General features: G+C 62.9%; 22 protein-coding genes, 1 other RNA gene and 1 pseudogene. 18 read left to right on the top strand and 6 right to left on the bottom strand.

Annotated elements, in window-relative coordinates:
• The first annotated feature begins 97 nt into the window (after positions 1-97).
• The 3 genes from yajC to secF are packed head-to-tail and all read left to right on the top strand — an operon-like array spanning position 98 to position 3,036.
• Positions 98-424, top strand: a complete 327-nt coding sequence (gene yajC / locus GRI69_RS05235; RefSeq protein WP_160727216.1) for a preprotein translocase subunit YajC — start codon at positions 98-100, stop codon at positions 422-424.
• 26 nt (positions 425-450) lie between these two features.
• Positions 451-2,046 (top strand): protein translocase subunit SecD, encoded by a 1,596-nt coding sequence (secD, locus tag GRI69_RS05230; protein WP_160727215.1) that lies wholly within the window; start codon positions 451-453, stop codon positions 2,044-2,046.
• A gap of 12 nt (positions 2,047-2,058) precedes the next feature.
• The gene (secF, locus tag GRI69_RS05225; RefSeq protein ID WP_160727214.1) at positions 2,059-3,036 is read left to right on the top strand and encodes a protein translocase subunit SecF; all 978 of its coding nucleotides are present in this window, start codon (positions 2,059-2,061) and stop codon (positions 3,034-3,036) included.
• 21 nt (positions 3,037-3,057) lie between these two features.
• Here the strand turns inward: secF and GRI69_RS05220 are convergent, their stop codons facing one another.
• On the bottom strand, positions 3,058-3,630 hold the full coding sequence (locus GRI69_RS05220) for a helix-turn-helix domain-containing protein (RefSeq protein WP_160727213.1): 573 nt from the start codon (positions 3,628-3,630) through the stop codon (positions 3,058-3,060).
• Between the two features lie 92 nt (positions 3,631-3,722).
• On the opposite strand from GRI69_RS05220, the pseudogene GRI69_RS05215 reads away from it, so the two are divergent.
• A pseudogene (locus GRI69_RS05215) lies at positions 3,723-4,221 on the top strand (DUF6456 domain-containing protein).
• Between the two features lie 5 nt (positions 4,222-4,226).
• Here the strand turns inward: GRI69_RS05215 and GRI69_RS05210 are convergent.
• From GRI69_RS05210 to GRI69_RS05200, 3 genes are read right to left on the bottom strand one after another with little or no spacing between them, the layout of a single operon-like run.
• A complete protein-coding gene (locus tag GRI69_RS05210; RefSeq protein WP_160727212.1) occupies positions 4,227-4,808 on the bottom strand; it encodes a uracil-DNA glycosylase family protein in 582 nt (193 codons plus the stop codon).
• Entirely contained in the window at positions 4,805-6,610 is a 1,806-nt protein-coding gene (locus GRI69_RS05205) for an ABC-F family ATP-binding cassette domain-containing protein (protein ID WP_160727211.1), read from the bottom strand. Before GRI69_RS05205 ends, GRI69_RS05210 begins: the two co-directional genes overlap by 4 nt.
• 42 nt (positions 6,611-6,652) lie before the next feature.
• Positions 6,653-8,215, bottom strand: a complete 1,563-nt coding sequence (locus tag GRI69_RS05200) for an amidohydrolase family protein (protein ID WP_337191028.1) — start codon at positions 8,213-8,215, stop codon at positions 6,653-6,655.
• 132 nt (positions 8,216-8,347) lie between these two features.
• Between GRI69_RS05200 and GRI69_RS05195 the strand changes: the two genes are divergently transcribed.
• From GRI69_RS05195 to GRI69_RS05175, 5 genes are all read left to right on the top strand, one after another.
• Entirely contained in the window at positions 8,348-9,067 is a 720-nt protein-coding gene (locus GRI69_RS05195; protein WP_160727210.1) for an SIMPL domain-containing protein, read from the top strand.
• Between the two features lie 62 nt (positions 9,068-9,129).
• Positions 9,130-9,435, top strand: coding sequence for a PepSY domain-containing protein (locus GRI69_RS05190; RefSeq protein ID WP_160727209.1), 306 nt, complete (start codon positions 9,130-9,132; stop codon positions 9,433-9,435).
• An 87-nt stretch (positions 9,436-9,522) separates the two neighbouring features.
• Entirely contained in the window at positions 9,523-10,203 is a 681-nt protein-coding gene (locus tag GRI69_RS05185; protein WP_160727208.1) for a response regulator transcription factor, read from the top strand.
• Positions 10,204-10,336: 133 nt separating this feature from the next.
• Positions 10,337-11,653 carry a sensor histidine kinase gene (locus GRI69_RS05180; protein ID WP_160727488.1) on the top strand — a complete coding sequence of 439 codons (1,317 nt, stop codon included), beginning with the start codon at positions 10,337-10,339 and terminating at the stop codon, positions 11,651-11,653.
• A 91-nt stretch (positions 11,654-11,744) separates the two neighbouring features.
• Positions 11,745-12,332, top strand: coding sequence for a hypothetical protein (locus tag GRI69_RS05175; RefSeq protein ID WP_237452956.1), 588 nt, complete (start codon positions 11,745-11,747; stop codon positions 12,330-12,332).
• On the opposite strand, the gene GRI69_RS05170 is transcribed toward GRI69_RS05175, so the two are convergent.
• On the bottom strand, positions 12,329-12,643 hold the full coding sequence (locus GRI69_RS05170; RefSeq protein ID WP_160727206.1) for a chorismate mutase: 315 nt from the start codon (positions 12,641-12,643) through the stop codon (positions 12,329-12,331). The genes GRI69_RS05175 and GRI69_RS05170 overlap by 4 nt on opposite strands.
• 67 nt (positions 12,644-12,710) lie before the next feature.
• On the opposite strand from GRI69_RS05170, the gene GRI69_RS05165 reads away from it, so the two are divergent.
• Complete coding sequence (locus tag GRI69_RS05165) at positions 12,711-13,727, top strand: polyprenyl synthetase family protein (RefSeq protein WP_160727205.1); 1,017 nt, start codon at positions 12,711-12,713, stop codon at positions 13,725-13,727.
• A 50-nt stretch (positions 13,728-13,777) separates the two neighbouring features.
• Here GRI69_RS05165 and GRI69_RS05160 read toward each other — a convergent pair whose 3' ends face one another.
• Positions 13,778-14,581: a hypothetical protein gene (locus GRI69_RS05160; RefSeq protein WP_160727204.1), complete on the bottom strand. Its 804-nt coding sequence runs from the start codon at positions 14,579-14,581 to the stop codon at positions 13,778-13,780.
• 205 nt (positions 14,582-14,786) lie between these two features.
• Between GRI69_RS05160 and hrpB the strand changes: the two genes are divergently transcribed.
• The 8 genes from hrpB (at position 14,787) to GRI69_RS05120 (ending at position 23,580) form a co-directional block, all read left to right on the top strand.
• Positions 14,787-17,234, top strand: a complete 2,448-nt coding sequence (gene hrpB / locus GRI69_RS05155) for an ATP-dependent helicase HrpB (protein WP_160727203.1) — start codon at positions 14,787-14,789, stop codon at positions 17,232-17,234.
• A 15-nt stretch (positions 17,235-17,249) separates the two neighbouring features.
• Positions 17,250-17,528, top strand: a complete 279-nt coding sequence (locus GRI69_RS05150; protein WP_160727202.1) for an ETC complex I subunit — start codon at positions 17,250-17,252, stop codon at positions 17,526-17,528.
• Between the two features lie 34 nt (positions 17,529-17,562).
• An RNA gene (ffs, locus tag GRI69_RS05145) (signal recognition particle sRNA small type) lies at positions 17,563-17,657 on the top strand.
• A 7-nt stretch (positions 17,658-17,664) separates the two neighbouring features.
• Entirely contained in the window at positions 17,665-18,138 is a 474-nt protein-coding gene (locus tag GRI69_RS05140) for a hypothetical protein (protein WP_160727201.1), read from the top strand.
• A 43-nt stretch (positions 18,139-18,181) separates the two neighbouring features.
• Positions 18,182-20,041, top strand: a complete 1,860-nt coding sequence (locus GRI69_RS05135) for a DNA polymerase III subunit gamma/tau (RefSeq protein WP_160727200.1) — start codon at positions 18,182-18,184, stop codon at positions 20,039-20,041.
• A 10-nt stretch (positions 20,042-20,051) separates the two neighbouring features.
• A complete protein-coding gene (locus GRI69_RS05130; RefSeq protein ID WP_160727199.1) occupies positions 20,052-20,393 on the top strand; it encodes a YbaB/EbfC family nucleoid-associated protein in 342 nt (113 codons plus the stop codon).
• 309 nt (positions 20,394-20,702) lie between these two features.
• On the top strand, positions 20,703-23,096 hold the full coding sequence (gene lon, locus GRI69_RS05125) for an endopeptidase La (RefSeq protein WP_160727198.1): 2,394 nt from the start codon (positions 20,703-20,705) through the stop codon (positions 23,094-23,096).
• A gap of 211 nt (positions 23,097-23,307) precedes the next feature.
• Positions 23,308-23,580, top strand: a complete 273-nt coding sequence (locus GRI69_RS05120) for an HU family DNA-binding protein (RefSeq protein ID WP_160727197.1) — start codon at positions 23,308-23,310, stop codon at positions 23,578-23,580.
• The last annotated feature ends 60 nt before the right edge of the window (positions 23,581-23,640 follow it).

The raw sequence follows: 23,640 nt of genomic DNA, 5'->3' as shown, positions 1-23,640 counted from the left end.
ATTTGCAGGAGGGGATGACCGCGTGCCTTGAAGCGTGTGCGGCCAGCGCCCAACTGACATCGGTTCGACACGCTTCATAAAGACAGGCAAGACTTCCATGCTCGACATTCTCGCCGCCGCCGGCTCCGCCGCTGCCCAGCCGCCGATCTGGCTGCAGGTTTTGCCCTGGGTCGCGATTTTCGCGGTCTTCTGGTTCCTGATGATCCGTCCGCAACTCCGTCAGCAGAAGGCTCATCGGGAAAAGGTCGAACGGCTGAAGAGGGGCGACGAGGTGGTTACCGCAGGCGGACTGGTCGGCAAGATCACCAAGGTCGAAGAACAATTCGTCGAACTGGAACTCGCCAAGGGCGTCAAGGTGCGCGCGGTCAAGCAGACCATCGGCGAGGTCTTGAACGCGAAGCCCGCCAAGCCTGCGAACGACTGAGCGCGCGAAAAGGATAGAACGCCGACATGCTGGAATTCCCGACCTGGAAGAAGGTCATGCTCTGGGGCATCGCCATACTTGGCGTGCTCGCAGCGCTTCCCTCGATCGCTTCGCTGACCAACAATGATTGGCCCGAGCAGCTTCCCAATCCGACCGTCAATCTCGGGCTCGACCTTGCTGGGGGCAGCCACATCCTGCTCGAAGCGGAGCGTGCGCAGGTGGCGAGCAAGCGGCTCGAGGACATGGAAGAAGGCGTGCGCAACGCCATGCGCCGCGCCGAACCGCGGATCCGTATCGGCGACGTCTCCAGCGAGGATGGCCAGCTGAGCTTCCTGCTCGACGATGCCGCGGATATCGACCGGGCGCGCGCCGCTATCGAGGATCTGATGGCAGGCACCGGGCCGGTGCAGGAATGGGAACTCCAGGTCGTCGATGGGCAGCGCTTCGTCCTCACCCCGACCGAAGCCGGGCTCAGCAATGCGGTAGATGCGGCCATGGAAGGCGCGCTGCGCACCATCGGAATTCGCGTCGACGAACTCGGCACGCGCGAGCCAACAATCCTCCGTCAGGGAGATACGCGGATCGTGGTGCAGGTCCCGGGCCTGCAGGATCCCGAACAGCTGAAGGAATTGCTCGGCAAGACCGCGCAACTCGAATTCAAATTGGTCGAGCGCGAAGCCACGGCGGAAGAAGTCAGCCGCGGGTTCGTCTCCGGCGGCGAAGTGCTCCCCTACGCAGACGAAGAGGTCTATCAGGGTTCGGGCGTGGTCGTGCAGCGGCTGGGCGGCATCGACGGGGAAACCCTCACCGGTGCGATCCAGACCTTCGACCAGCAGACCAACGAACCGGTCGTCAGCATCACCTTCAATCCCGAAGGTGGTCGCCGCTTCGCAACCCTCACTACTCAATACACAGGACGCCAGTTCGCCATCATCCTCGACGGGGAGGTAATTTCCGCCCCTCGGATGCTCGAGCCGATCCAGAACGGCCAGTCACAGATCAGTGGCAGCTTCACAACCGAATCGGCCAACGAACTGGCGATCCAGTTGCGTTCCGGTGCGCTCCCGGTGGACCTCGCCGTGGTCGAGGAACGCACCGTCGGGCCCGACCTGGGGGCGGATTCGATCAAGCAGGGCCTTCTTGCGATGGCTATCGGAACGCTGCTGGTCATGGTGCTGATGATTGTCACTTACGGCCGCTTCGGCATCTATGCGACTGTGGCTCTGGTCATCAACGTCCTGATGCTGCTGGGGATCATGGCAGCGCTCGGTTCGACTCTAACGCTCCCCGGCATCGCCGGTTTCGTGTTGACGATCGGTGCGGCGGTCGACGCCAACGTGCTGATCAACGAACGTATTCGCGAAGAGCGTAAACGCGGGCGCAGGGTCATGGCGGCGGTGGAAAACGGCTATATCGAAGCCAGCCGCGCCATTTACGACGCCAACGTCACCAACTTCATCGCCGGCGTACTGCTGTTCCAGTTCGGTTCGGGCCCGATCAAGGGCTTCGCCGTGGTGCTGGTCGTGGGCCTGTTTACCTCGGTCTTCACCGCCGTTCCGCTTACCCGGATGTGGGTGGCGGGCTGGTTGCGCAAGGCGCGGCCGACGGACCTCAACATTTAAGGACGACGGAAGATGAAACTGCTCAAGCTCGTCCCCGACGATACCAACATCAAGTTCCTGAAATGGCGCGTGCCTTTCTTCGTCGTCAGCCTCCTGCTGATCGCGGCGAGCTGGGCCCTCGTGATGACGAAGGGGCTCAATTACGGCGTGGATTTCGCCGGTGGTCTCGAAGTGCGCGCGACATTCACCGAACGGACGGATGCGCCGGTCGCCGAACTCCGCGAGGACATTGAAGGTCTCGGTTACGGTACGCCGGTGGTCCAACGCTTCGGCGAGGACAATCAGGTTTCGATCCGCGTCCGCCTGCCCGACGACGTGTCGGCCAATAACGAGGCCGCGCAGGAAGCTGCGAATACGGTAGTGGCGGAATTGCAGGGCAATTATCCCGATTTCCGGCTGGACGGTAACGACAACGTTTCCGGCAAGGTATCGGGCGAATTCCGCGAGGACGCCGTTTTTGCTCTGCTGGCGGCAATGCTCGCCGTGGCGCTTTACATCTGGATCCGGTTCGAATGGCAATTCGGCGTTGGCGGCCTGTTCGCCCTGTTCCATGACGTTTCGCTGGCTTTGGGGATGTTCGCGCTGTTCCAGATAGAGTTCAGCCTGCAGATCATCGCGGCGATCCTGGCCATTATCGGCTATTCGCTGAACGATACGATCGTCATCTACGACCGCATCCGCGAGAACCTGAAGAAGTATCGCAAGATGCCGCTTCCGGAGCTGCTCGACCTCTCGGTAAACGAGACGCTAGCGCGTACAGTGATGACCTCGCTGACGCTTTTGATCGCGCTGGTCCCGCTGCTGTTCTTCGGTCCGGCCAGCCTCTTCGGCCTGACTGCAGGCATCACGCTGGGCATTTTCGTCGGCACCTACAGCTCGGTCTACATGTCCGCGCCGCTGCTCGTGTGGATGGGTGTCAATTCGAACAGCTTCATCCCTGAGGAGTCCGTGGCCGACAAGCAGGAAAAGAAGCTGCGCGGCGAAGTGTAAGGCTGATGTCCGCCGCCGCAATCAAAGGCGGCGGACCAGCATTTCGGCCACGCCGATCCATGCAGGGCTGTCCACCACCTGCTGCTTTTCCCCATGACCGGGGGGCAGCAGGCCGACCAGTTTGCCCTGCCGGTCGATCAGGCGGCCGAAGGCGAAGCGGCCGCCCTTTCTGGGCACCAGCACATCGCGATTGACGGCGCGGGCGGAGTCTTCCGGTGCCAGCTGGCGAAGCCATAGCTGGTCACCCGGGCGATATTCCCCGTGGGGATAATCGATTGTCATGACCACCAGCGCACCGTCTCCGCCCAGATCGGTGGCGAGGATGGCATCCCGCGTTATGCCGAGCGCTTCCGCCCCCGATTGCCCGAGCGTCGCCACCACCTGCGGGTGGCCTGCCTTTTCCGAGCGGACGAGCATTTCCGGCTCGACCCCGAGGGCCGCACCGATCCGCTCCATCCATTTCAGCGAGAGATTGCGCATGCCCGTTTCCAGCCGGCCAAGCGTCTGCGGCGTGGTCGGCGGGTCGCACGCCTCGGCAAGGTCCGCCAGCGTCATTCCCTTCTGCTTGCGGATATCGCGGATACGGTTGATCACTTCCAACTCCCTGCTAACCAAAACGGTGATTTAGTCTTTCCTACACGAACCGCTTCAACGCAAGGCTTGCCCGCATTATTTGGAGGGAACGCATGCGCAGGAAACTGGTCGAACGCGAACTGACGGAAGTAGGGCCGAAGCGTGGTGACTCGGTCAGGGGAAAGAGGCGCACCGTCACGGTGAACCTCGGCGAATCCCCTCTCGCATGCGCGCGGGCACCTCGACGATCGCCTCTTCGACGCTGGCGAGCGGCTGAGGGCGGATTACGAACGCGCTCAGCTATCGCCATCGGTAACAATGTGCTGGGACCCGGTGCGCGTCGACGGCGGCGGCGGTGATGGCCTAACGCCGACGGAACGCCAGCTATCCGCCAAGGCACGGTTCGACGGTGCGATGGCCGAAGCCGGTGCGGGGCTGAATGACATACTGTGGCGCGTTGTCTGCGCCTGCGACGGGCTGCCCGAAGCCGAAAGGGATCTCGGTTGGCCCGCGCGTAGCGGCAAGCTTGTTCTCAAGCTTGCGCTCGACCGGGTGGCCGATTTCTACCGGATCGAATGGATGCCCAGAACTGTGTCAACTGTGTCAACCTGACAGGCTTATGTCTCCAGTATCCGAGTGATCTCGTCACGCAGGACCGGCAGGACTTCCGCTTCGAACCATGGGTTCTGTTTCATCCAGATCGCACTTCGCCAGGCGGGGTGAGGCAAGGGGAAGAAGCGCGGCAGGAATTCGCGAAAAGCCCGGACGCGTTCGGTCATCGGCATCTTGCGCGTACCGGGCAGGTAATGCGCCTGCGCGTAAGTACCAACCAGCAAGGTCAGCCGCTCATCGGGCAGAACATCCAGCACCCGCGGGTGCCATTGCGGCGCACATTCGGGGCGGGGCGGCTTGTCCCCTCCGCTTGCCTTGCCGGGATAGCAGAAGCCCATCGGCACCAGCGCAACGCACGCAGCATCGTACATCTGGACCTTCGAGAGGCCCGTCCAGTCGCGCAGCCGGTCGCCGCTCTTGTCGTCCCAGGGAATGCCGGTTTCGTGGACTTTCGACCCCGGGGCCTGGCCGATGATCAGCAGGCGCGCGGTGGGGGAGAAGCTGGCAACGGGTCGAACGCCGTGGGGAAGGTGGGCTGTGCAGGCGCGGCAGCCCGCTATTTCCCGGGCGAGTTCTTCGTGATTCAAAGTGCCTCGACCTGCTCGGCCAGTTGCAGCCAGCGTTCTTCGGCAGCGTCCTTTTCGGTCCGGGCGTTTTCGATGCCTTTCGAGACATTGGCGAAGCGTTGCGGATCGGAAGTATAGAGATCTGGGTCGGCGAGGATTTGCTCACCGCGCGCAATCGCGGCTTCCAGCTCCTCGATGCGCGCCGGGAGAAGCTCGTAATCGCGCTGGTCCTTGTAGGACAGCTTGGTTGGCTTTGACGGCGGAGGCGGGGGTGCGGGCTTGTCCCCTGCCTTGTCCGCTCTCGTCTTGCCAGCGACTGGTTGCCGCCGCTTCGCCTGCCAGTCTTCATAGCCGCCTGCGACCACGTCGACATTGCCGGTGCCATCGAGGCCCAGCGTGATGGTCACGGTACGGTCGAGGAAGTCGCGGTCGTGGCTGACGATCAGAACGGTGCCTTCGTAATCGGCGATGACTTCCTGCAACAGGTCAAGCGTTTCGAGATCGAGGTCGTTGGTCGGCTCGTCGAGGACGAGGAGGTTGGATGCCTTCGCGAACTCGCGCGCCAGCAGCAGGCGCGACCGTTCGCCGCCCGACAGCACCGACACGTTCATGTCGACGATCTTGGGGTCGAACAGGAATTCCTTCAGATACCCCTGCACGTGCTTGCGCACCCCGCGAACATCGATCCAGTCGCCGCCTTCGGCCAGCACCTGCCGCACGGTCTTGTCGGCCGTGAGCATTTGCCGCTGCTGGTCGATCATCACGCCGGTCAGCGTTTTGGCAATGTCCACCGTGCCGCTGTCGGGTTCCAGCTCGCCGGTGAGCATCTTGAGCAGCGTTGTCTTGCCGGCGCCGTTCGCACCCACGATGCCGATCCGGTCGCCGCGCTGGATGCGTAGGGAGAAGGGCTTGATGATGGTGCGATTACCGTAAGCCTTGGTGATCTTGTCCGCGGTGATGACCGACTTGGACTTGAACTCCGCTTCCGTCGCAAGCTTCAGCTTGGCGGTTCCGCCAGCAGAGATCATCGACGCCCGCTGCGCGCGCATTTCCCACAGCTTCTCGAGCCGCCCCTGATTGCGCTTGCGCCGCGCGGTTACACCGCGTTCGAGCCAGTGCGCTTCGAGCTTGAGTTTCGCGTCCAGCTTTTCCGCCGCGCGGGCTTCCTCGGCATAGACCTGCTCTTCCCAGGCCTCGTAACCGCCGAAGCCGACTTCCTTGCGGCGCAGTTCGCCGCGGTCGAGCCAGATGGTCGCGCGCGTCAGGCGCTTGAGGAACGTGCGGTCGTGGCTGATGACCACGAAAGCGCCCTTGTAGCGGTCGAGCCAGCTTTCGAGCCAGTCGATCGCGCCGAGGTCGAGGTGGTTGGTCGGCTCGTCCATCAACAGGAGATCGGGGTCCTGCGCCAGTGCGCGTGCAATGGCGGCGCGGCGCCTTTCGCCCCCGCTGGCACCGCTCGTTTCGCGGCTCATGTCGATGCCAAGCTGTCCCGCAATGGCTTCAACCTCGAATTCCTCCGGCGCGTGGGTGCCGTCCAGCGCCCAGTCCATCAAGGTGGCGTGGCCGGAGAGGTCCGGGTCCTGTTCGAGCAGGACTATCTTCGCGTGCGGCTTGATCTTGCGGGCGCCCGCATCGGTTTCGATCTGCCCGTCGATCATGCGGAACAGCGTTGTCTTGCCGACGCCATTGCGGCCGATCAGTGCCAGGCGGTCACGAGGGCCGATGTGCAGGTCGAGCGGCGCGTGGTCGGGCCCGCCGAACAGCCATTTGCCGCCCTGCTGCAGGCCCATGCCTTCGAGGCTGAGGATAGGGGGCTGTGCCATAGGGGGCGCGAGGTAGTCGCGCTGTCCCCATGCTGCAAGCGGTTAGCGCGCCGCTTTTTGTGCTTCCACCATCTGCGCCACATCTTCGAGCAAAGCTGGCGCGTCGTAGACGATGCCGTCCTTGATGGTCCAGCGAACGCCCCCGACCTGCTCGATCTCTCCGCTGTCGTAATTCAGCCTCGTATGACCGGTGCCGTAGAGCAGCTTGAGATTGTCGAGCGGATTACCCGGGACGATCACCAGATCTGCCAGCTTGCCGACCTGGATGGTGCCCATGGGCGGCGCCTCTCCGCGCGGTTCGTAGATTTCCCGGGCCCCTGCGACGGTGGCAGCGCGAACGACCTCCAGCGGCGACAGTCCTGCCTCGCGCAGCATTTCAAGTTCGCCGATATAGGCAAAGCCCCAGGTCTGGTAGATATAGCCCGGATCGCTACCCGCGGTGACGCGTCCGCCGCGGCGATGGAACTCGGCGGTGAGATCGAACCAGTAGCGATAGAACTTGCGCCAGGCGACTTCGTCCTCGGTGCTCCAGTCCTTGTAATAGCTGCCGTGATTGGTTGCACTGGGTGCGTAGAAATCCATCAGGCTTGGGAGCGTGTAACGTGCGTGCCAATCGCGGTTCTTGGCCGCCATGACGTCGCGGCTGGCGGAATAGATGTTGAACGTCGGGCTCAGCGTCACGTCGCTTTCCACGAGGAAGTCGATATACTCGTCCCACTCCTCGCTGCCCGGCTCGACCACCTGATCGGCCAGCCGTGCAACCCAGCCGAAGCGCGATTGTTCATCGCTGTAGTTATAGCCCTGCGGATAACGGGGGAGGGCGTTGTTATCGAGCAGGCTTTCGAAATGGCCGTAGAAATGGGTGATGCCGTCCATCCCGAGCTCGACGGCCTTGCGCGCATTCACGCGCTGGACGCCGGGCTGCGCCAGATGCGCGACCGTGCCGAGGCCCTGCTGCTCGGCCTCGTCCAGTGCTGCTTCAAGGATGGCCGGTTCGAGCGAGTTGAAGAACTTGATGCCCCAATATCCCTGCGCCTTCGCCCAGCGAACCCAGGCACGTGCCTGCGCCTCGCTGTCGATCGCGCCGCCCTCCCATTTGTCGCCCATTGCGGCATAGGGGAACAGGCGCGGGGCGGTGATGGTGTTGGCGGCGCTGCGGCGCGTATCCGAAAGATCCGGCTGGTCCGGCCCCCAGTAAAACGAGAGGCCGCGAACGCTCGTGACCCCGTGGGCGAGCCACAACTTGTAGCCATAGGCAGGCTGCGAAGCCTTGCCGGTGTCGCCATTGTGTCCATGCGTATCGACGAAGCCGGGAAGGACGGTCATGCCCTGCGCATCGACAATCCTTCCGGCCCTTGCGCGAACTTCGTCGGGTGCGCTGCCGCCGTGGATGGCGGTGATGCGATTACCCTCCACCACGATATCCACCGGACCGGTCGGGGGCGCGCCCGAACCTTCGATCATGTTGGCGCCCGAAATGATCAGCACGGGGAAGGGGCCTTCGCCTTCACTCCGATCCGGAACCCGCTCCATCGGCTGGGCTGCAACCTGTACGCTTGCCAATGCCGCAAAGATGATGGCCGTGAATTTCGGTAATCTGATCACTACTCTTCCCCTGCTCAGCCGCTGGCTAGCGACCAATTTCCTTTCCGGCAAAGTATTTAGCGGAACGGCTTTGTTCAGCCGTGCGTAAAGCTGCAAAGCGGACATACCGCTCGACAAAAAGGAGATTTGCCCATGACGCGTTATGCCGTTCCAGCCCTGATGCTTACTGCCGCCCTTCCGATGAGCGCCCATGCCGCCGAAGTACAGATCGCGTCTTCCGGCCCCGTGGTGGAACTGACCGTGATGGAAGAAGTGGAGGCCGAGCCGGACATCGTGACGGTGGGCGCCGGGGTGACGACCAACGCACCGACTGCCGTCGAGGCGCTGCGTCAGAACTCGCAGGCGATGCGCGCGGTGATCGACCGCATCAAGTCGCTGGGTGTTGCTGAGCGCGATATCCAGACCAGCAGCATCAACCTCAACGCGCGCTACGATTACGACCAGCAGCGCCAGGAACAGGTGTTCCGCGGGTATCAGGCCAGCAACCGCGTCACGGTCAAGCTGCGCGAGATTGAGGAAACGGGCGAAGTGCTGGACGCGCTGGTCGCGGCAGGGGCGACCGACCTCAATGGTCCGCAGTTCAGTCTCGAAGATGACGAGGCCGCCAAGGCTTCGGCCCGCCGTGCCGCGATGCAGAGAGCCGAAGCACAGGCGCGTGAATACGCCTCGATGGCAGGCTACTCGAACATCCGTCTGCTGGAGATCAACGAATCCATACAGGGCCGTTCAGGTCCGCAGCCAATCGTGGTCACTGCCAGCCGCATGATGGACAAGGCCGAATCCGCACCGGTCGAACCGGGCCTCGTCAGCACGGGCATCAGCGTCACCGTGAAATACGAGATGACCCGCTGAACCGGTGTGAACAAGGGTATTCACACCTTGTTCAATGCTCCGCCGATAGGCACACAGCCATCATGAAACCGATCCTCGCATCCTTGCTCGCCTTCGGCCTCATCGCCGGGCCGCTTACTGCCACCCCGGCGGAAGCGCAGCGTCGTTCCGACCAGGGCGAAGCGCGCAAGGAAATGCGCGCAGGCAATATCCTGCGCGCTCGCGAGATCGAGAACCGCATCCTGCCGATGATGAAGAATGCGGAATATCTGGGCTTCGATTACGATTCGACGGCCATGGCTTACCGCCTCAAGTTCATTCGCGACGGGCGCGTGCTTTATGTCGATGTCGACGCACGCACCGGCCGGATCCTGCGCCGCAGCCGCTGAGTATTTCGCAATCAGAAACCTCGTTCATCTTGACGCGTTCATCTACATGAACAACACGCGCAAGATTATTAGCGAGGACGGAAATTCATGAGAATCCTGATCGTCGAAGACGAGCCCACGCTCGGTCTGCAGCTCAAGACTACACTCGAACAGAACGGCTATGCGATCGATCTTTCGACCGATGGCGAGGATGGACACTTCCTCGGTTCGACGGAAGATTACGACGCCGTCATTCTCGATCTCGGCCTGCCCGAGATCGATGGTCTCACCGTGCTCGGCATGTGGCGGAAAGAAGGGCGCAAGTTCCCCGTGCTGGTGCTCACCGCTCGCGACAGCTGGTCGGACAAGGTCGCGGGCCTCGATGCCGGCGCGGACGATTATCTTGCCAAGCCATTCCAGACCGAGGAGCTCATCGCCCGCTTGCGCGCGCTGATCCGCCGCGCCTCGGGCAACACCTCCAGCGAACTGACTGCGGGCGATGTACGGCTCGATACGCGTTCTGGCCGCGTCACGCTGAAGGGCGAGCCGGTCAAGCTGACTGCACAGGAATACAAGCTGCTGTCCTACCTCATGCACCACAAGGGCAAGGTGGTCAGCCGTACCGAACTGATCGAACACATCTACGATCAGGATTTCGACCGCGATTCGAACACGATCGAGGTCTTCGTCACACGCATCCGCAAGAAGCTGGGTGCAGAGGTAATCACAACGATCCGTGGACTCGGTTACAGCCTCGACGACCCCGCCGAACAGCCGCGCGCATCCTGAAAAGGACATAGGCGAGGCGCATCCGGCGTCGGGTTCCCCGACCGGAGGTGCGTCTGCGCCTGCTAGCGCCGTCGATGCCGATCCGGTGACGATCGGCACTCCGCTTGCACCAAGGCGAAGCTTGGCCGCACGCATGATGGCGATTGCGGCGATCTGGATTTCCGTCCTGCTTCTCGGCGGAGGGTTTGCGCTCGAGAGGGCGCTGACCAGCCAGGTCCAGAGCAATTTCGACGATCAGCTGGAATATGTCCTGACCGCCCTGATCGCTTCCGCAGAGGTCGACGATTGGGGCGACGTCCGTTTTTATCGCTCGCTTGGTGACCAGCGGTTTCTCGAGGTGAACAGCGGCGTGTACTGGCAGATCACCGGCCCCGGCAAGGATCCCTATCCCAGCCGCAGCCTTTGGGACCGGACGCTGGAGGTCGAAGGCGATCACGTGGACGATGAGCCGCATTTTTACGACAGCAACCAGTTCCCGGACGAGCCGCTGCGTGTGGTCGAGCGGAGTATCATCCTGCCCGACAGCGAGACGCAGTGGACCTTTACCGTAGCCTCGGCGAGGGAAGAACTCGACTTCCAGATTTCGCGCATTCGTTCGATCCTGGTCTGGAGCTTCGCGGCTCTCGGCCTTGGACTGCTGATCATGGCAGTTCTGCAAAGCTATTACGGCCTGTCTCCGCTTCGCCGCGTACGCGCTGCGATCCAGTCGATGCGCTCGGCCGGGGCCAACCGGATCGACGATCCGCTACCGCTCGAAGTTGAGCCACTGGTCGAAGAAATCAACGCGCTTCTCGCCCATAGCGAAAAGCAGGCCGAAGAGGCCCGGACACATGCCGGCAACCTTGCCCATGCCCTGAAGACTCCGCTGACCGTACTCACCAATGCGGCGACCGCCCATGATCCCAGGCTTTCGGATCTCGTCTGCCGTGAGACGAAGACGATGCAGCGCCACGTCGAACACCATCTCGCACGGGCGAGGGCGGTCGGACGCCGCGCATCGGGACATGCCCGTGCAGAGGTATGGCCCAGCGTACAAAGCGTATTGCGCGCCGTAACGCGGATTTACGAGGATACGCGTTTCGATCTGGACGGAAATCGACAGGCCGCCGTCGCCATCGAACGGCAGGATCTCGACGAAATCCTCGGCAATCTCATCGAGAATGCGGCAAAATACGGTGGAGGAAGCGTGTTCGTGACCGTGGATGCCGAACCGCACGGCAAGATGTGTACCATCTGGGTGGAGGATGACGGGCCGGGCATTCCCGAAGCGCAGCGCGCGGGGATCTTCGACCGCGGCGCTCGCCTCGATACAGGTAAGCCTGGCACCGGACTGGGACTGGCGATCGTGCGCGACGTCGCGGAAATCTACGCGGGCACCGTCGAACTTGGCGAAAGCGAGGATCTCGGCGGTCTGATGGTTACGCTGCGCCTGCCGCGACCGGGTGTTTAGTTCACCATCCGTTCAATCCATCGCTGGCAAGACACGGGTCATGGAAAGAATATCCCCCCGCAAATTCCCCCCTCTTCGCATGGGGCTCGTCATGGCTTCCGGCCTTGCACTGTCAGGCTGCGCCACGATGCTCGATCCTTACGGGTCCAGCGTGTCGGTGGGCGTGGGATATAATTCGGGCGGGTACTACGATCCCTATTACGACCCGTATTATGACTCCTACTACGGCTGGTACGACGACTATTATTATCCGGGCACCGGCTACTACGTCTATGACCAGCGCGGCCATCGCCATCGCTGGAACGACCGTCATCGCAACTACTGGGTAGCGCGGCGCGGTGGCGCTCGTGAAATTCGCGACAACTGGGGCGGCTACAGGCGCGACCGAGATGGACATCACCGGGATCATCGCTCCGGTGGTCGCCGCGACCGGGACGAAGGCTTCGCCGCCGGTGCCGTGCGTGGTGCTGCCGAAGCCGCAGCGCGCAACCAGCGTGAGGAACGCCGGGAGTCCCGGCGCGAACGAGCCGCGCCGCCGGCTGCGACTGGCGCGAGACGAGCCCGTCCTGCCCCGCCGCGGTCCAGCGCTCCCGTACGTGCGGAACGCCCTGCAAGGCCGCAGCGGCGCGCGACTGCCGTCCCCAGTCCATCAGGCAGGGACCGCAAGGTCGACGACTAGGCTTCGTCCTGCCGCGCCCGTTCGTGGTGGCGGATGACCTCGTCGATGATGAAGCGGAGGAATTTCTCGCTGAATTCGGGGTCAAGCTCGCTCTCTTCGGCCAAGTGGCGAAGGCGGGCGATCTGCTCGGCCTCGCGCGCCGGATCGGCGGGGGGCAGGGTAGCCTTCGCCTTGTAGGCGCCGACCGCCTGCGTGATCCGGAATCGTTCGGCGAGTATGTGGACCAGCGCGGCATCGATATTGTCGATGCTCTTGCGAAAGCTCGCGAGCGTTGGGTCTTCGGCGACTGGTTGTTGCGCGTCTTGCGTCATTGCTTGCCAGATTAGCGCCAATCCCGCTCTTGCCAAGAAAGGTTAGGCAGGACATGGCCAAGCTGACATGACAGCAGACGTCGTTCCCCTTCCGCGCAAGGCCCCGCAGCCCTCGATCGAGCCCATGCTGGCGCTGACCGCACAGGGCATGAACCAGGTCAACCAGGTCATTCTCGGCCGGATGCAGAGCGAGGTCCCGCTGATCCCAGCGCTGGCTGGGCATCTGATTTCCGGCGGCGGTAAACGCCTGAGGCCGATGCTGACCCTCGCGGGCGCTGAACTGGTCGGTTACACCGGCGCACGTCATTACAAGCTCGCCGCCGCGGTGGAGTTCATTCACACCGCCACGCTGCTACATGACGATGTCGTCGACGGCAGCGACCTGCGGCGCGGCAAGGCGGCGGCGAACATCATCTTCGGCAATCCCGCCACCGTACTGGTCGGCGATTTCCTCTTCAGCCGCAGCTTCGAACTGATGACCGAGGACGGCAGCCTGAAGGTGCTCAAGATCCTCTCGGGTGCCAGCGCGATTATCGCCGAGGGCGAGGTCGACCAGCTGACTGCCCAGCGCAAGATCGACACGAGCGAGGAACGCTACCTCCACATTATCCGCGCCAAGACTGCCGCGCTCTTCGCCGCTGCCAGCCGCATCGCGGCGGTGGTCGGCGAATGCAGCGAGGAAGAAGAACGCGCGCTCGACGAATACGGCCGCAATCTCGGCGTTGCATTCCAGCTAGTCGACGATGCGCTCGATTACGATTCGGATGCCGAGGAGATGGGTAAGGATCGCGGCGACGATTTCCGCGAAGGCAAGATGACCTTGCCGGTGATCCTCGCCTATGCACGCGGGAGCGCGGAAGAGCGCGAATTCTGGAAGGCCGCCATCGGCGGTTTCCGCACGTCGGACGAAGACCTAGAAGAAGCGATCCGCCTGATCGACAGCCACAACGCCGTCGCCGACACCAAGGCCCGTGCCCGCCATTTCGCCCAGCGCGCCATCGATGCCCTGTCGATTTTCCCCGACGGCCAAGCCCGCCGCGCCATGACGCAGGCTGCGCTTTTCGCGGTCTCCCGGGGATACTGACTTCGACGAACATGGCTCCCGGCCGCGCGTAGCGGCCGGGAGATCACATGTTACTGGCGTGTAGCCGACCAGCGTACAACGCTGCCGTTGCGGGGATCGGTAGAGACGCCATTCAGCGTGTCACCGTCGATCGTCAGTTCGGTAGTCCCGACAACCTCGCCATCGCGCGTGTAGGTTTCGAGGAAGCTGTTGTCGCCGGTCCTTTCGACCTTGACCATTTCGCCTGCATCGTTTCCGTCGATCGCGACGGCATCACCACCAAGAGTGGCCGTGTAGCTTTCCGAATTGCCCTGACTGGTGATCGTGTCGCCGTCGAGCCCGAAGCTGAAGCGCAGGCCCGCCTCGTCGATGTCGCTCACGCCGGCAGTAGTCCATTTGCCCGACACCGCGTGTGAGCCTTCGGGCCCTGCCTCGCTACGGGTGTAGTTGGTCTTGCCGGTCACTGGCTGATCGCCGCGAAGGTTCGTCCAGCTGACTTCCAGTGCATTGCCGTCTTCGCTCACGGTCCAGGTCGAACTGCCTGTGTCTTCACCATTCAGGCGGCCCGCGGAGCGAACCGTATTATTATCGACCACTTCCATCATGATGCTGTCGGTTGCGGGGATTTCGACATCGTGCCAGCCGCCATCGGCTGCCACCTCAAAGGGTGGATTGCAGGAAAGGCAGTTGTAGGTGCCGTTGGCAAGTACATATTCGCCGACATCGTTTTCCCATTGTGCCGAATCGACATCGATCATCCAGTCGCCCGCAATGCCGGCGGTTTCTGCAACGGCCTCAGTGTCGTCCGCGCTACTGCAAGCGGTCATGCTCGTAGCGAGTGTAAAGGCGGCAAGCGCCGTCATCATCTTTTTCATGTATTTCTCCCTTGTTTCGCGGCCCTTCGCATGCCCGCCCGTTGGCGGCGCATCGGCAAAAAACCCCGCTCCACCCACCCGATCGGAAGAACAAGGAAGCAGCGGAATAGCAGCTTTCTCTCGGTTTCACCTAATGCAATGGTGAAAGGGTCATTTTACAACGGCTTGAAAAATGCAGTTGGAGTGGGGGCTGTGCAGGGGCGGGATGTATGCGAAGAGCGAATCCGTGACCGAGGCGCTCCCCATACATGCTGTCTTGCCCGACCTTTTGTCGGCCCTTCGCGCAAAAAGTGAAGCTGTGCTTGTCGCGCCGCCCGGTGCGGGCAAGACAACGGCCGTCGCGCCTGCGCTCCTGTGCGAGGATTGGTGTACCGGCACGATCATCCTGACTTCGCCCCGCCGCGTTGCCGCGCGGGCTGCGGCGGAACGCATGGCACAGGTGCTGGGCGAGAAGCCGGGCGAGACCATCGGGTACCTTACTCGCCTCGACAGCAAGCGTTCGGGCAAGACCCGGGTGCTCGTGGTGACTGAAGCGATCTTCGTAAACACGATCCTTGGCGATCCCGAATTGTCCGGCATCTCCGCCGTGCTGTTTGACGAGGCGCATGAGCGGCATCTCGATAGCGACCTTGGATTGGCGCTGGCGCTGGAAACGCAGGCGGTGCTGCGAGAGGACTTGCGTATCCTCGTCATGTCGGCGACCATCGACGGGTCGCGCTTCGCTTCGCTGATGGGCGAAGACACGCCTGTCATCGAAAGCCAGGGCCGCGCATATCCGCTGGACATCCGCTGGCTGGGTTCCTCGCCCCAGACGCGCATGGAAGACGCGGTGACCTCTGCGATCGCCATCGCCTGGCGCGAGGAAGAGGGCGATATCCTCGCCTTCCTGCCGGGCGTGGGGGAGATCGAGCGGACCCGCGAGAGACTGGCGGACCGGCTGCCCCAAGCGCTGATCCTGCCGCTTCACGGCCAGGTCCAGCCCGCCGACCAGCGCGCCGCCATCCGCCGCGATCCTGAAGGCCGCCGGCGGATCGTGCTGGCGACCGCGATTGCCGAAACGTCGCTGACGCTGGAAGGGGTTTCCGTGGTAGTCGATGCGGGCCTGTCGCGAAGTGCTGAATTCGACCGGGCGGCCGGGACGACGCATCTCGTGACTCACCGGGCCAGCCAGGCCGCCGCCGCGCAGCGGGCAGGGCGCGCGGCTCGGCAGGGGCCGGGCGTAGCATACCGTCTGTGGGAGGAAGCCGGACATGCGGGGAGGCCCGCTTTCGATCCGCCCGAAATGGAGACTGCCGACCTTGCGCCGCTGGTGCTCGATCTCGCCAAATGGGGAACGAGCGATCCGGCAAGCCTGCAATGGCTCGACCCGCCGCCAGCCGCCTCGGTTTCAGCGGCGCGCCAGACACTCGAAGGGCTCGGTGCACTGGACGGGGAAGGGCGTATTACGGAGCGGGGGCAGCAACTTGCAGGCCTGCCGCTCGACCCGTCCTCGGCCGCGATGGTGCTGTTCGGCGCAGAGCATGGCGCGGCAGACACTGCCGCACGGCTGGCGCTACTCCTGCAGGAGCGCGGACTGGGTGGGCGCGGCGAGGATCTCGAGGCCCGCCTTGCCCGGTGGAACGGCGATCGCGGAGCGCGCGCCGAGGCCAGCAGCAAGCTGGCCGGACGATGGGCGAAGCTGGCGAACAGGTTGACCGAGCGGCGTGAGAGACGGGACGTCCCGCCGGCGATCCTCCTTGCCGCAGGTCGTCCAGACTTCGTGGCCAAGCGCCGCGATTCTTCGGGCGAGAACTGGATTGCTGCGGGGGGGCGCGGTTTCATGCTCGATCCGGCATCGTCTCTGGCGCGTGCCGAATTCCTGGTGATCGGCGATGCACAGGGACAGGCGAAGGGCGCACGGATTACCTCCGCTATCGCGCTGGATGAGCGCGATCTGGAACGCTGGCTGGACGAGCGGATCGAACGCCGCCCGGTCCTGCGCTGGAAAGGCGACCGAGTCGAAGCGCTGCTGGAGAAGCGGCTTGGCGCCATAACGCTCGCCTCCGGCCCCGATCCTGAACCCGATCCTCGGGCGCTTGTGGATATGCTTGTGGAAAAGGCGTTGAAGAACGCGGCAAAACTTGTTCCTGCCGACCTGCAGGCGCGCGCCGCCTTCATCGGGCTGGACGCGTTCGCTGCCTCCAGGCTGGCCGACACCGCCGATCTCTGGCTGGCGCCGCTGCTCGAGGGGCGGCGCGATTGCGACGTGCCCAGGGGAAAGCTCGTCGACGCGTTGCTCGGCATGCTCGATTGGGACACCCGCCAGCGGCTCGACCGCGAGGCGCCGCGCGAATTCGCCTCGCTCGCCGGGACCTCACACCGGATCGATTACACTGGTGACGATGCCCCAAGCGTCGAAGTCCGCGTGCAGGCGCTGTTCGGCCTCGATCGTCATCCGCTTGTCGGCAAGACTCCGCTCCTGCTCAAGCTGACCAGCCCCGCCGGACGCCCGATCCAGGCGACCCGCGACTTGCCCGGCTTCTGGCGCGGCAGCTGGGACGATGTGCGCAAAGATATGAAGGGCCGCTATCCCAGGCACCGCTGGCCGGAGGAACCTTGGACGGAAAAGCCCAGTTTGAAGACCAAGAACGCCTTTTCAAGAAGCGAAGGCTGAATTACAGGGCTCCACATGACCGCCAGAATCTATCAGCGACCCAAGAACGCGATGCAGTCGGGCAGGGCCCGTACCGATGAATGGGTGCTCGAATTCGAGCAATCCGAGGCGCGTCATGCAGACCCGTTGATGGGCTGGACCGGCAGCAGCGATACGCAGGCGCAGGTGTTGCTGACGTTTCCGACCAAGGAAGAGGCGAAAGCCTATGCCGAAAAATACGGCATTTTCGCACGCGTTCACGCCACGCCGCCCAAGTCTCTCAAGATCCAGGCCTACGCCGATAACTTTCGGTGATTGATTTCTAGCTCCCACGTCGCCATATGGCGCGCCGGGAGTCGGGTGGACGTTTGCGTTCGCTCACCGGGTCAGGTCCGGAAGGAAGCAGCCCAGGTGAATTGCGGCGGGTCGCTCGGCTCCTTATACTCCTTAGATGACTGACAAACCGCGCGTCGTGGCGAGCCGTTGGGCAACGCCTTTCGAGAACGTCGATTCCGATCGACTCCATCTGCTGCGCGTGACGTATCCGTCGGAGGCATTCGTGAGCTATGCTAACGGACCCCACTACGATTTCTCCGAATTCACAGAGATGCACGATGAGTGCGAAATAATCGTTTTCAATGAAGAAGATGGCACAGTTTATCGTATCCAGTCCGATGCCAATACTATTCGTATCCATGACGAGCATGACCTCGAGCAGGTCGACCAGTGGGCCGATGAAACCGGATCATCGACCTATCGGCTGATCGGTTCCGAACTGCACCGCACGGTGAGCGGCTTCATGAATGGGGATCGCCCTTCCTATTTGCTCGTGACCGGGAATGATTGCGTGGAATTTCTCAGTCTGAACGACCCCCAGATCGAGGTCGTAGGAAAGATCGAGGATACTCGCACATCTTTCCACTAGCCTCGGCATGACATTCGCCGCGTCTGCGCCTACCTAATCCTGCATGGGTGATTCACCGGACAGTACTGACGGCCTTCCCTGGGAGACCGATGCGGAAGAGGATGCGCCGAGCGCTGCCGAACTGGAGGCGGCGGGGCAGAATTCGATGTTCGGCGATGCGCCCGAGGCTGAGGCCGAGCGCGAGGCGCCTGCTACCGATCCCGCTCCTGCCGAGGAACCGGCAAATGAACCCGCCAGCGCAGCACCGCCACCGACCGATGCCCCTGCAGTAGCGCCTGCCGAACCGGCACAGCCTTATCGCGTGCTCGCACGTAAGTATCGCCCGCAAACCTTTGCCGAACTGATCGGGCAGGACGCCATGGTACGCACGCTGGCGAATGCCATCGCGCGCGACCGGCTGGCGCATGCCTTCCTGATGACCGGCGTTCGCGGGGTGGGCAAGACCTCGACCGCGCGCCTCATTGCCAAGGCGCTGAACTGCATCGGGCCGGACGGGAAGGGCGGTCCCACGATCAGCCCCTGCGGCGTGTGCGAGCCGTGCACGGCAATTGCCGAGGGCCGCCATATCGACGTGATCGAAATGGACGCGGCCAGCCATACCGGCGTCGACGACGTGCGCGAGATCATCGAGGCTGTGCGCTATGCTGCGGTCAGTGCGCGTTACAAGATCTACATCATCGACGAAGTCCACATGCTCTCGCGCAACGCCTTCAACGCGTTGCTCAAGACGCTGGAAGAACCGCCCGCGCATGTGAAATTCCTCTTCGCCACGACCGAGGTCGAAAAGCTGCCCGTCACGGTGCTCAGCCGGACACAACGGTTCGATCTGCGGCGAATTCCGGTCGAATTGCTCGAGGCGCATTTTACCGAAATCTGCCGCAAGGAAGGCGTCGAGGCGGAGGATGAGGCGATCCACATTGTTGCCAATGCGGCCGAAGGTTCGGTGCGTGACGGGCTGTCGATCCTCGATCAGGCCATCGCCCATGCCGACATGGATGCCGGCGGCATGGTCACGGCGGAGCGCGTGCGCGACATGCTGGGCCTCGCCGACAGGGGCGCACAGCGGCGGCTTTTCGCGCACATTCTGGGCGGCGATGCGAAGGCCGCGTTGACGGCGGTGGACGACCAGTATGCGCTGGGCGTCGAGCCGCTGGCGCTGATGCGATCGCTGATGGATCTCACGCACCGCATCGCGCTGACACAGGTTTCGGGCGGGGAAGCCGATGCGACCACCGCCGAGGAACGCGAACAGCTGACCGAATGGGCGGAACGCCTTTCCGTCGGCCAGGTCCACCGTCTTTGGCAACTCCTACTCAAGGGGCACGAAGAAGTACGGCAGGCGCCCGATCCGCTGGTGTCGGCGCGTATGGCCCTGCTGCGCGTGCTGCACGCTTCGGCCATGCCCGATCCCGGCAAGCTGGCCAAACAGATCGAGGAACTCGCAGCGCGCGGACCTGCCCCTGCAAGCGAGGCGGGCGAAGGCGGGGCGAGCGCTCCGACGGCTTCGCTCGATTGGGAAGAGCTGGTCGAAAAGGTCTCTGCCGCCGGGAAATTGCAGGCCGAAAGCATCATGCGCCTGCAGATCCGCCCGATCAGTGTGGAGATGGGCAGGCTGGTCTACGCCCGCGACGCGAAATATTCGGATGCTATCGAACCGGTCCTGCGCGATGCACTCTATGCGGTGACGGAGACCCGCTGGCAGCTCGAAACGGGCGATCCGGAGCAGGCGCGCCCCTCGATGGTAGAGCGCGAAAAGGCCGAGCGCGAGGCTGCAAAAGCGGCCATGCGAGAGCATCCCATGGTGAAAGCGGTTGAAGCTGCCTTTCCCGATGCCGAAATAATCGAAGACGGCGCCGAACTCCCCCCGATCCGGCGCGAGGTTCCCTGGAACCGCAGAGCATGAGGACGATCCTATGAAGTCGATGGAAGAAATGATCGCTGCCGCGCAGAAGGCGGCTGAACAGATCCAGACCCAGATGAACGATGTTCAGGCCAAGCTCGACGACATTGAGGTCGAAGGCGCCGCAGGCGGCGGTCTGGTCAAGGTGCGTGCCACGGCGCGCGGCCGCATTATAGGCGTGCAGATCGACGAAAGCCTGATGAAGGTGGAAGAAAAGCAGATGGTCGAAGATCTGGTCGCCGCTGCCTTCAACGATGCGCGCGACAAGGCGGACCGCAAGTCGGCCGAGGAAATGGAAAAGGTCCAGAGCGGCATGGGCCTTCCGCCGGGCATGAATATTCCCGGATTTGGGTAAACGCTGCTGCCCCTTTTCGGGGTGGCGGGATGGGCGGCTGTCCTACATCGGTGACCCGATGCTAGCGCCGGATGGCATGCCTGTTTTCGAGCTGGCTCGGCCCTCGAGTCTCCCGCTGCACAAGTTGTCAGGTTTTTGCCTCCTGGACAGTGGTCCATGTGGTCCATGTCTCAGATTGCGGCTGCAGAAGCTGAACGGATCGCGCTGTGCACAGCTTAACCCGGGGCGGACATTGCGCCCGGGCGGTCCGCTACCCATATTCCATCGCGAGACGCAGGCCCGGTGCCGGGCCGCAAATGGACTGATTATATGACCGAGACCTTTCCCCTCCTTCCCCTGCGCGACATCGTCGTTTTCCCCGGCATGGTCGTCCCGCTCTTTGTCGGGCGCGACAAGTCGGTGGCGGCGCTCGAAGTCGCGATGGAAGGTTCGAAGGACATTTTCCTCCTCTCGCAGCTCGATCCGGGCTGTGACGATCCCGAGGGCCGCGACCTCTACGACACCGGCGTGATCGCGCAGGTCCTGCAGCTGCTCAAGCTGCCGGACGGTACGGTCCGCGTGCTGGTCGAAGGGCAGGAACGTGCCAAGCTGCACGAGCTGCGTACGGTCGGCGAATATGTCGCCGCCGACGTGTCGATGATTGAGGAACCGACAGCTGCGGGCACCGAGATCAGCGCGATGATGCGCCAGGTGATCGAGCAGTTCGGCGAATATGCCAAGCTCAACAAGAAGATCGGCGATGACGCCGCCGAACAGCTCGGCGAGATCGACGATGCGGGCGAGCTGGCCGATACCATCGCCGCCGCCATCCAGGCGAAGGTTTCCGACAAGCAGTCCCTGCTGGTCGAGACCGATCCCCTGAAGCGCCTCGAAATGGTGATGTCCTTCATGGAAGGCGAACTGTCTGTCCTGCAGGTGGAGCGCCGCATCCGTGGCCGCGTGAAGCGGCAGATGGAGAAGACCCAGCGCGAATATTATCTCAACGAGCAGTTGAAGGCGATCCAGAACGAGCTGGGCGACGGTGACGAGGACGGCGGCAACGAGATCGCCGAGCTGACTGAGAAGATCGGCAAGACCAAGCTCAGCAAGGAAGCGCGCGCTAAGGCGGAAAGCGAGCTGAAGAAGCTCAAGGCCATGCAGCCGATGAGCGCCGAGGCGACCGTCATCCGCAACTATCTGGACGTGTTGCTCGGCCTGCCCTGGGGCAAGAAGAGCAAGGTCAAGAAGGATATCGGCAAGGCGCAGGAAATCCTCGATGCGGATCATTACGCGCTTGAGAAGGTCAAGGACCGGATCATCGAATATCTCGCCGTGCAGGCGCGCACCAACAAGCTGAAGGGGCCGATCCTGTGCCTCGTCGGCCCTCCGGGTGTCGGCAAGACCAGCCTCGGCAAGAGCATCGCCAAGGCGACCGGGCGCGAATTCATTCGCCAGTCGCTGGGCGGCGTGCGCGACGAGGCCGAAATCCGCGGCCACCGCCGTACTTATATCGGCTCGCTTCCGGGCAAGATCGTCAGCAATCTCAAGAAGGCGGGCAAGATCAACCCGTTGTTCCTGCTCGACGAGATCGACAAGCTGGGCCAAGATTTTCGCGGCGATCCGGCCTCGGCTTTGCTTGAGGTTCTGGATCCCGAACAGAACAACAAGTTCCAGGACCATTATCTGGAACTCGACCTCGACCTTTCGGACATCATGTTCGTCACCACGGCGAACAGTCTCAACCTGCCACAGCCGTTGCTCGACCGCATGGAAATCATCCGCCTGGAAGGGTATACCGAGGACGAGAAGGTCGAGATCGCGACCCGCCACCTGCTCGCCAAGCAGGTCAAGGATCACGGCCTCAAGGACGGCGAGTTCGAGCTGACCGATGAGGCGCTGCGCGACCTGATCCGCTATTACACGCGTGAGGCGGGCGTCCGCACGCTGGAGCGCGAGCTTGCCCGGCTATGCCGCAAGAGCCTGCGCCGCATCCTCGAAGGGAAGGCGGAAAGCGTCACGATCACGCCCGAAAACCTTTCGGACTTCGCTGGCGTGCGCAAGTTCAAGCACGGCATGGGCGAAGAAGAAGCTCAGGTCGGCGCGGTTACCGGGCTGGCCTGGACCGAGGTGGGCGGTGAATTGCTGACCATCGAAAGCGTCACCACGCCGGGCAAGGGCGAGATCAAGACCACCGGCAAGCTGGGCGAGGTGATGAACGAAAGCGTCGCCGCGGCCTTCAGCTTCGTGAAGGCGCGCGCTCCGCATTACGGCATCAAGCCGAGCATCTTCCAGAGGAAGAACATCCATATCCATCTTCCCGAAGGCGCGGTGCCCAAGGATGGGCCGAGCGCGGGTATCGGCATGGTCACCTCCATCGTCTCGACCCTATCGGGCGTTCCGGTGCGGCCCGATGTGGCGATGACCGGCGAGGTTACTTTGCGCGGCCGGGTTCTGCCGATCGGCGGCCTGAAGGAAAAACTGCTCGCGGCTTTGCGCGGCGGCATCAAGAAGGTCCTCATCCCCGAAGAGAACGTGAAGGATCTCGCCGAGATTCCTGCAAACGTGAAGGAGGGGCTCGAAATCGTCGCGGTTTCCCATGTGGACGAAGTGCTCGAACACGCTTTGACGTCGCTCCCCGATCCGATCGAGTGGACAGAGGCGGACGATCTGGCCAGCCAGCCGGGCCATCCGCATGTCGGCGGCGCTTCGCCCACTGCCCATTAACAATTGATTTGTTGCGCCGCAGCGAGATGTCTCGCTGCGGCACAACAAATGCCCGTTTTGCCGCAGAAACGGGTTTTCAAGGCCAAAAACCGCCGGTTATTGCGGATTTTGCCTTTGACACGCGGACCAAAAGCCTCTCAATTCGCCGCCTCTCGGGTGAAGCGATTCACCGGACCACAAATCAAAACTCGAATGAGGGGGTTCTAAGAATATGAACAAAAACGATCTGATCGGTGCTGTCGCTGAAACCAGCGGCCTGTCGAAGAGCGACGCGTCGAGCGCCGTCGAAGGCGTGTTCGATGCCATCACCAAGTCGCTGTCCAAGGGCGATGAAGTTCGCCTGGTCGGTTTCGGCACCTTCTCGGTTGCCAAGCGCAAGGCTTCGACCGGCCGTAACCCGCGTACCGGCGAACCGATGAACATCCCTGCTTCGAACCAGCCCAAGTTCAAGGCCGGCAAGGGCCTGAAGGACGCCGTCAACTAAGACGCGCCCCTTTCACGATTTTAGCGCCGCAGCAGCCTTCGGGCCGCTGCGGCGTTTTCG

The sequence above is a fragment of the Qipengyuania vulgaris genome, assembly GCF_009827325.1.
GTDB lineage: Bacteria > Pseudomonadota > Alphaproteobacteria > Sphingomonadales > Sphingomonadaceae > Qipengyuania > Qipengyuania vulgaris.
The sequence above is the reverse complement of the archived record's forward strand: the minus strand, read 5'-3'. Positions and strand labels throughout refer to the sequence as shown.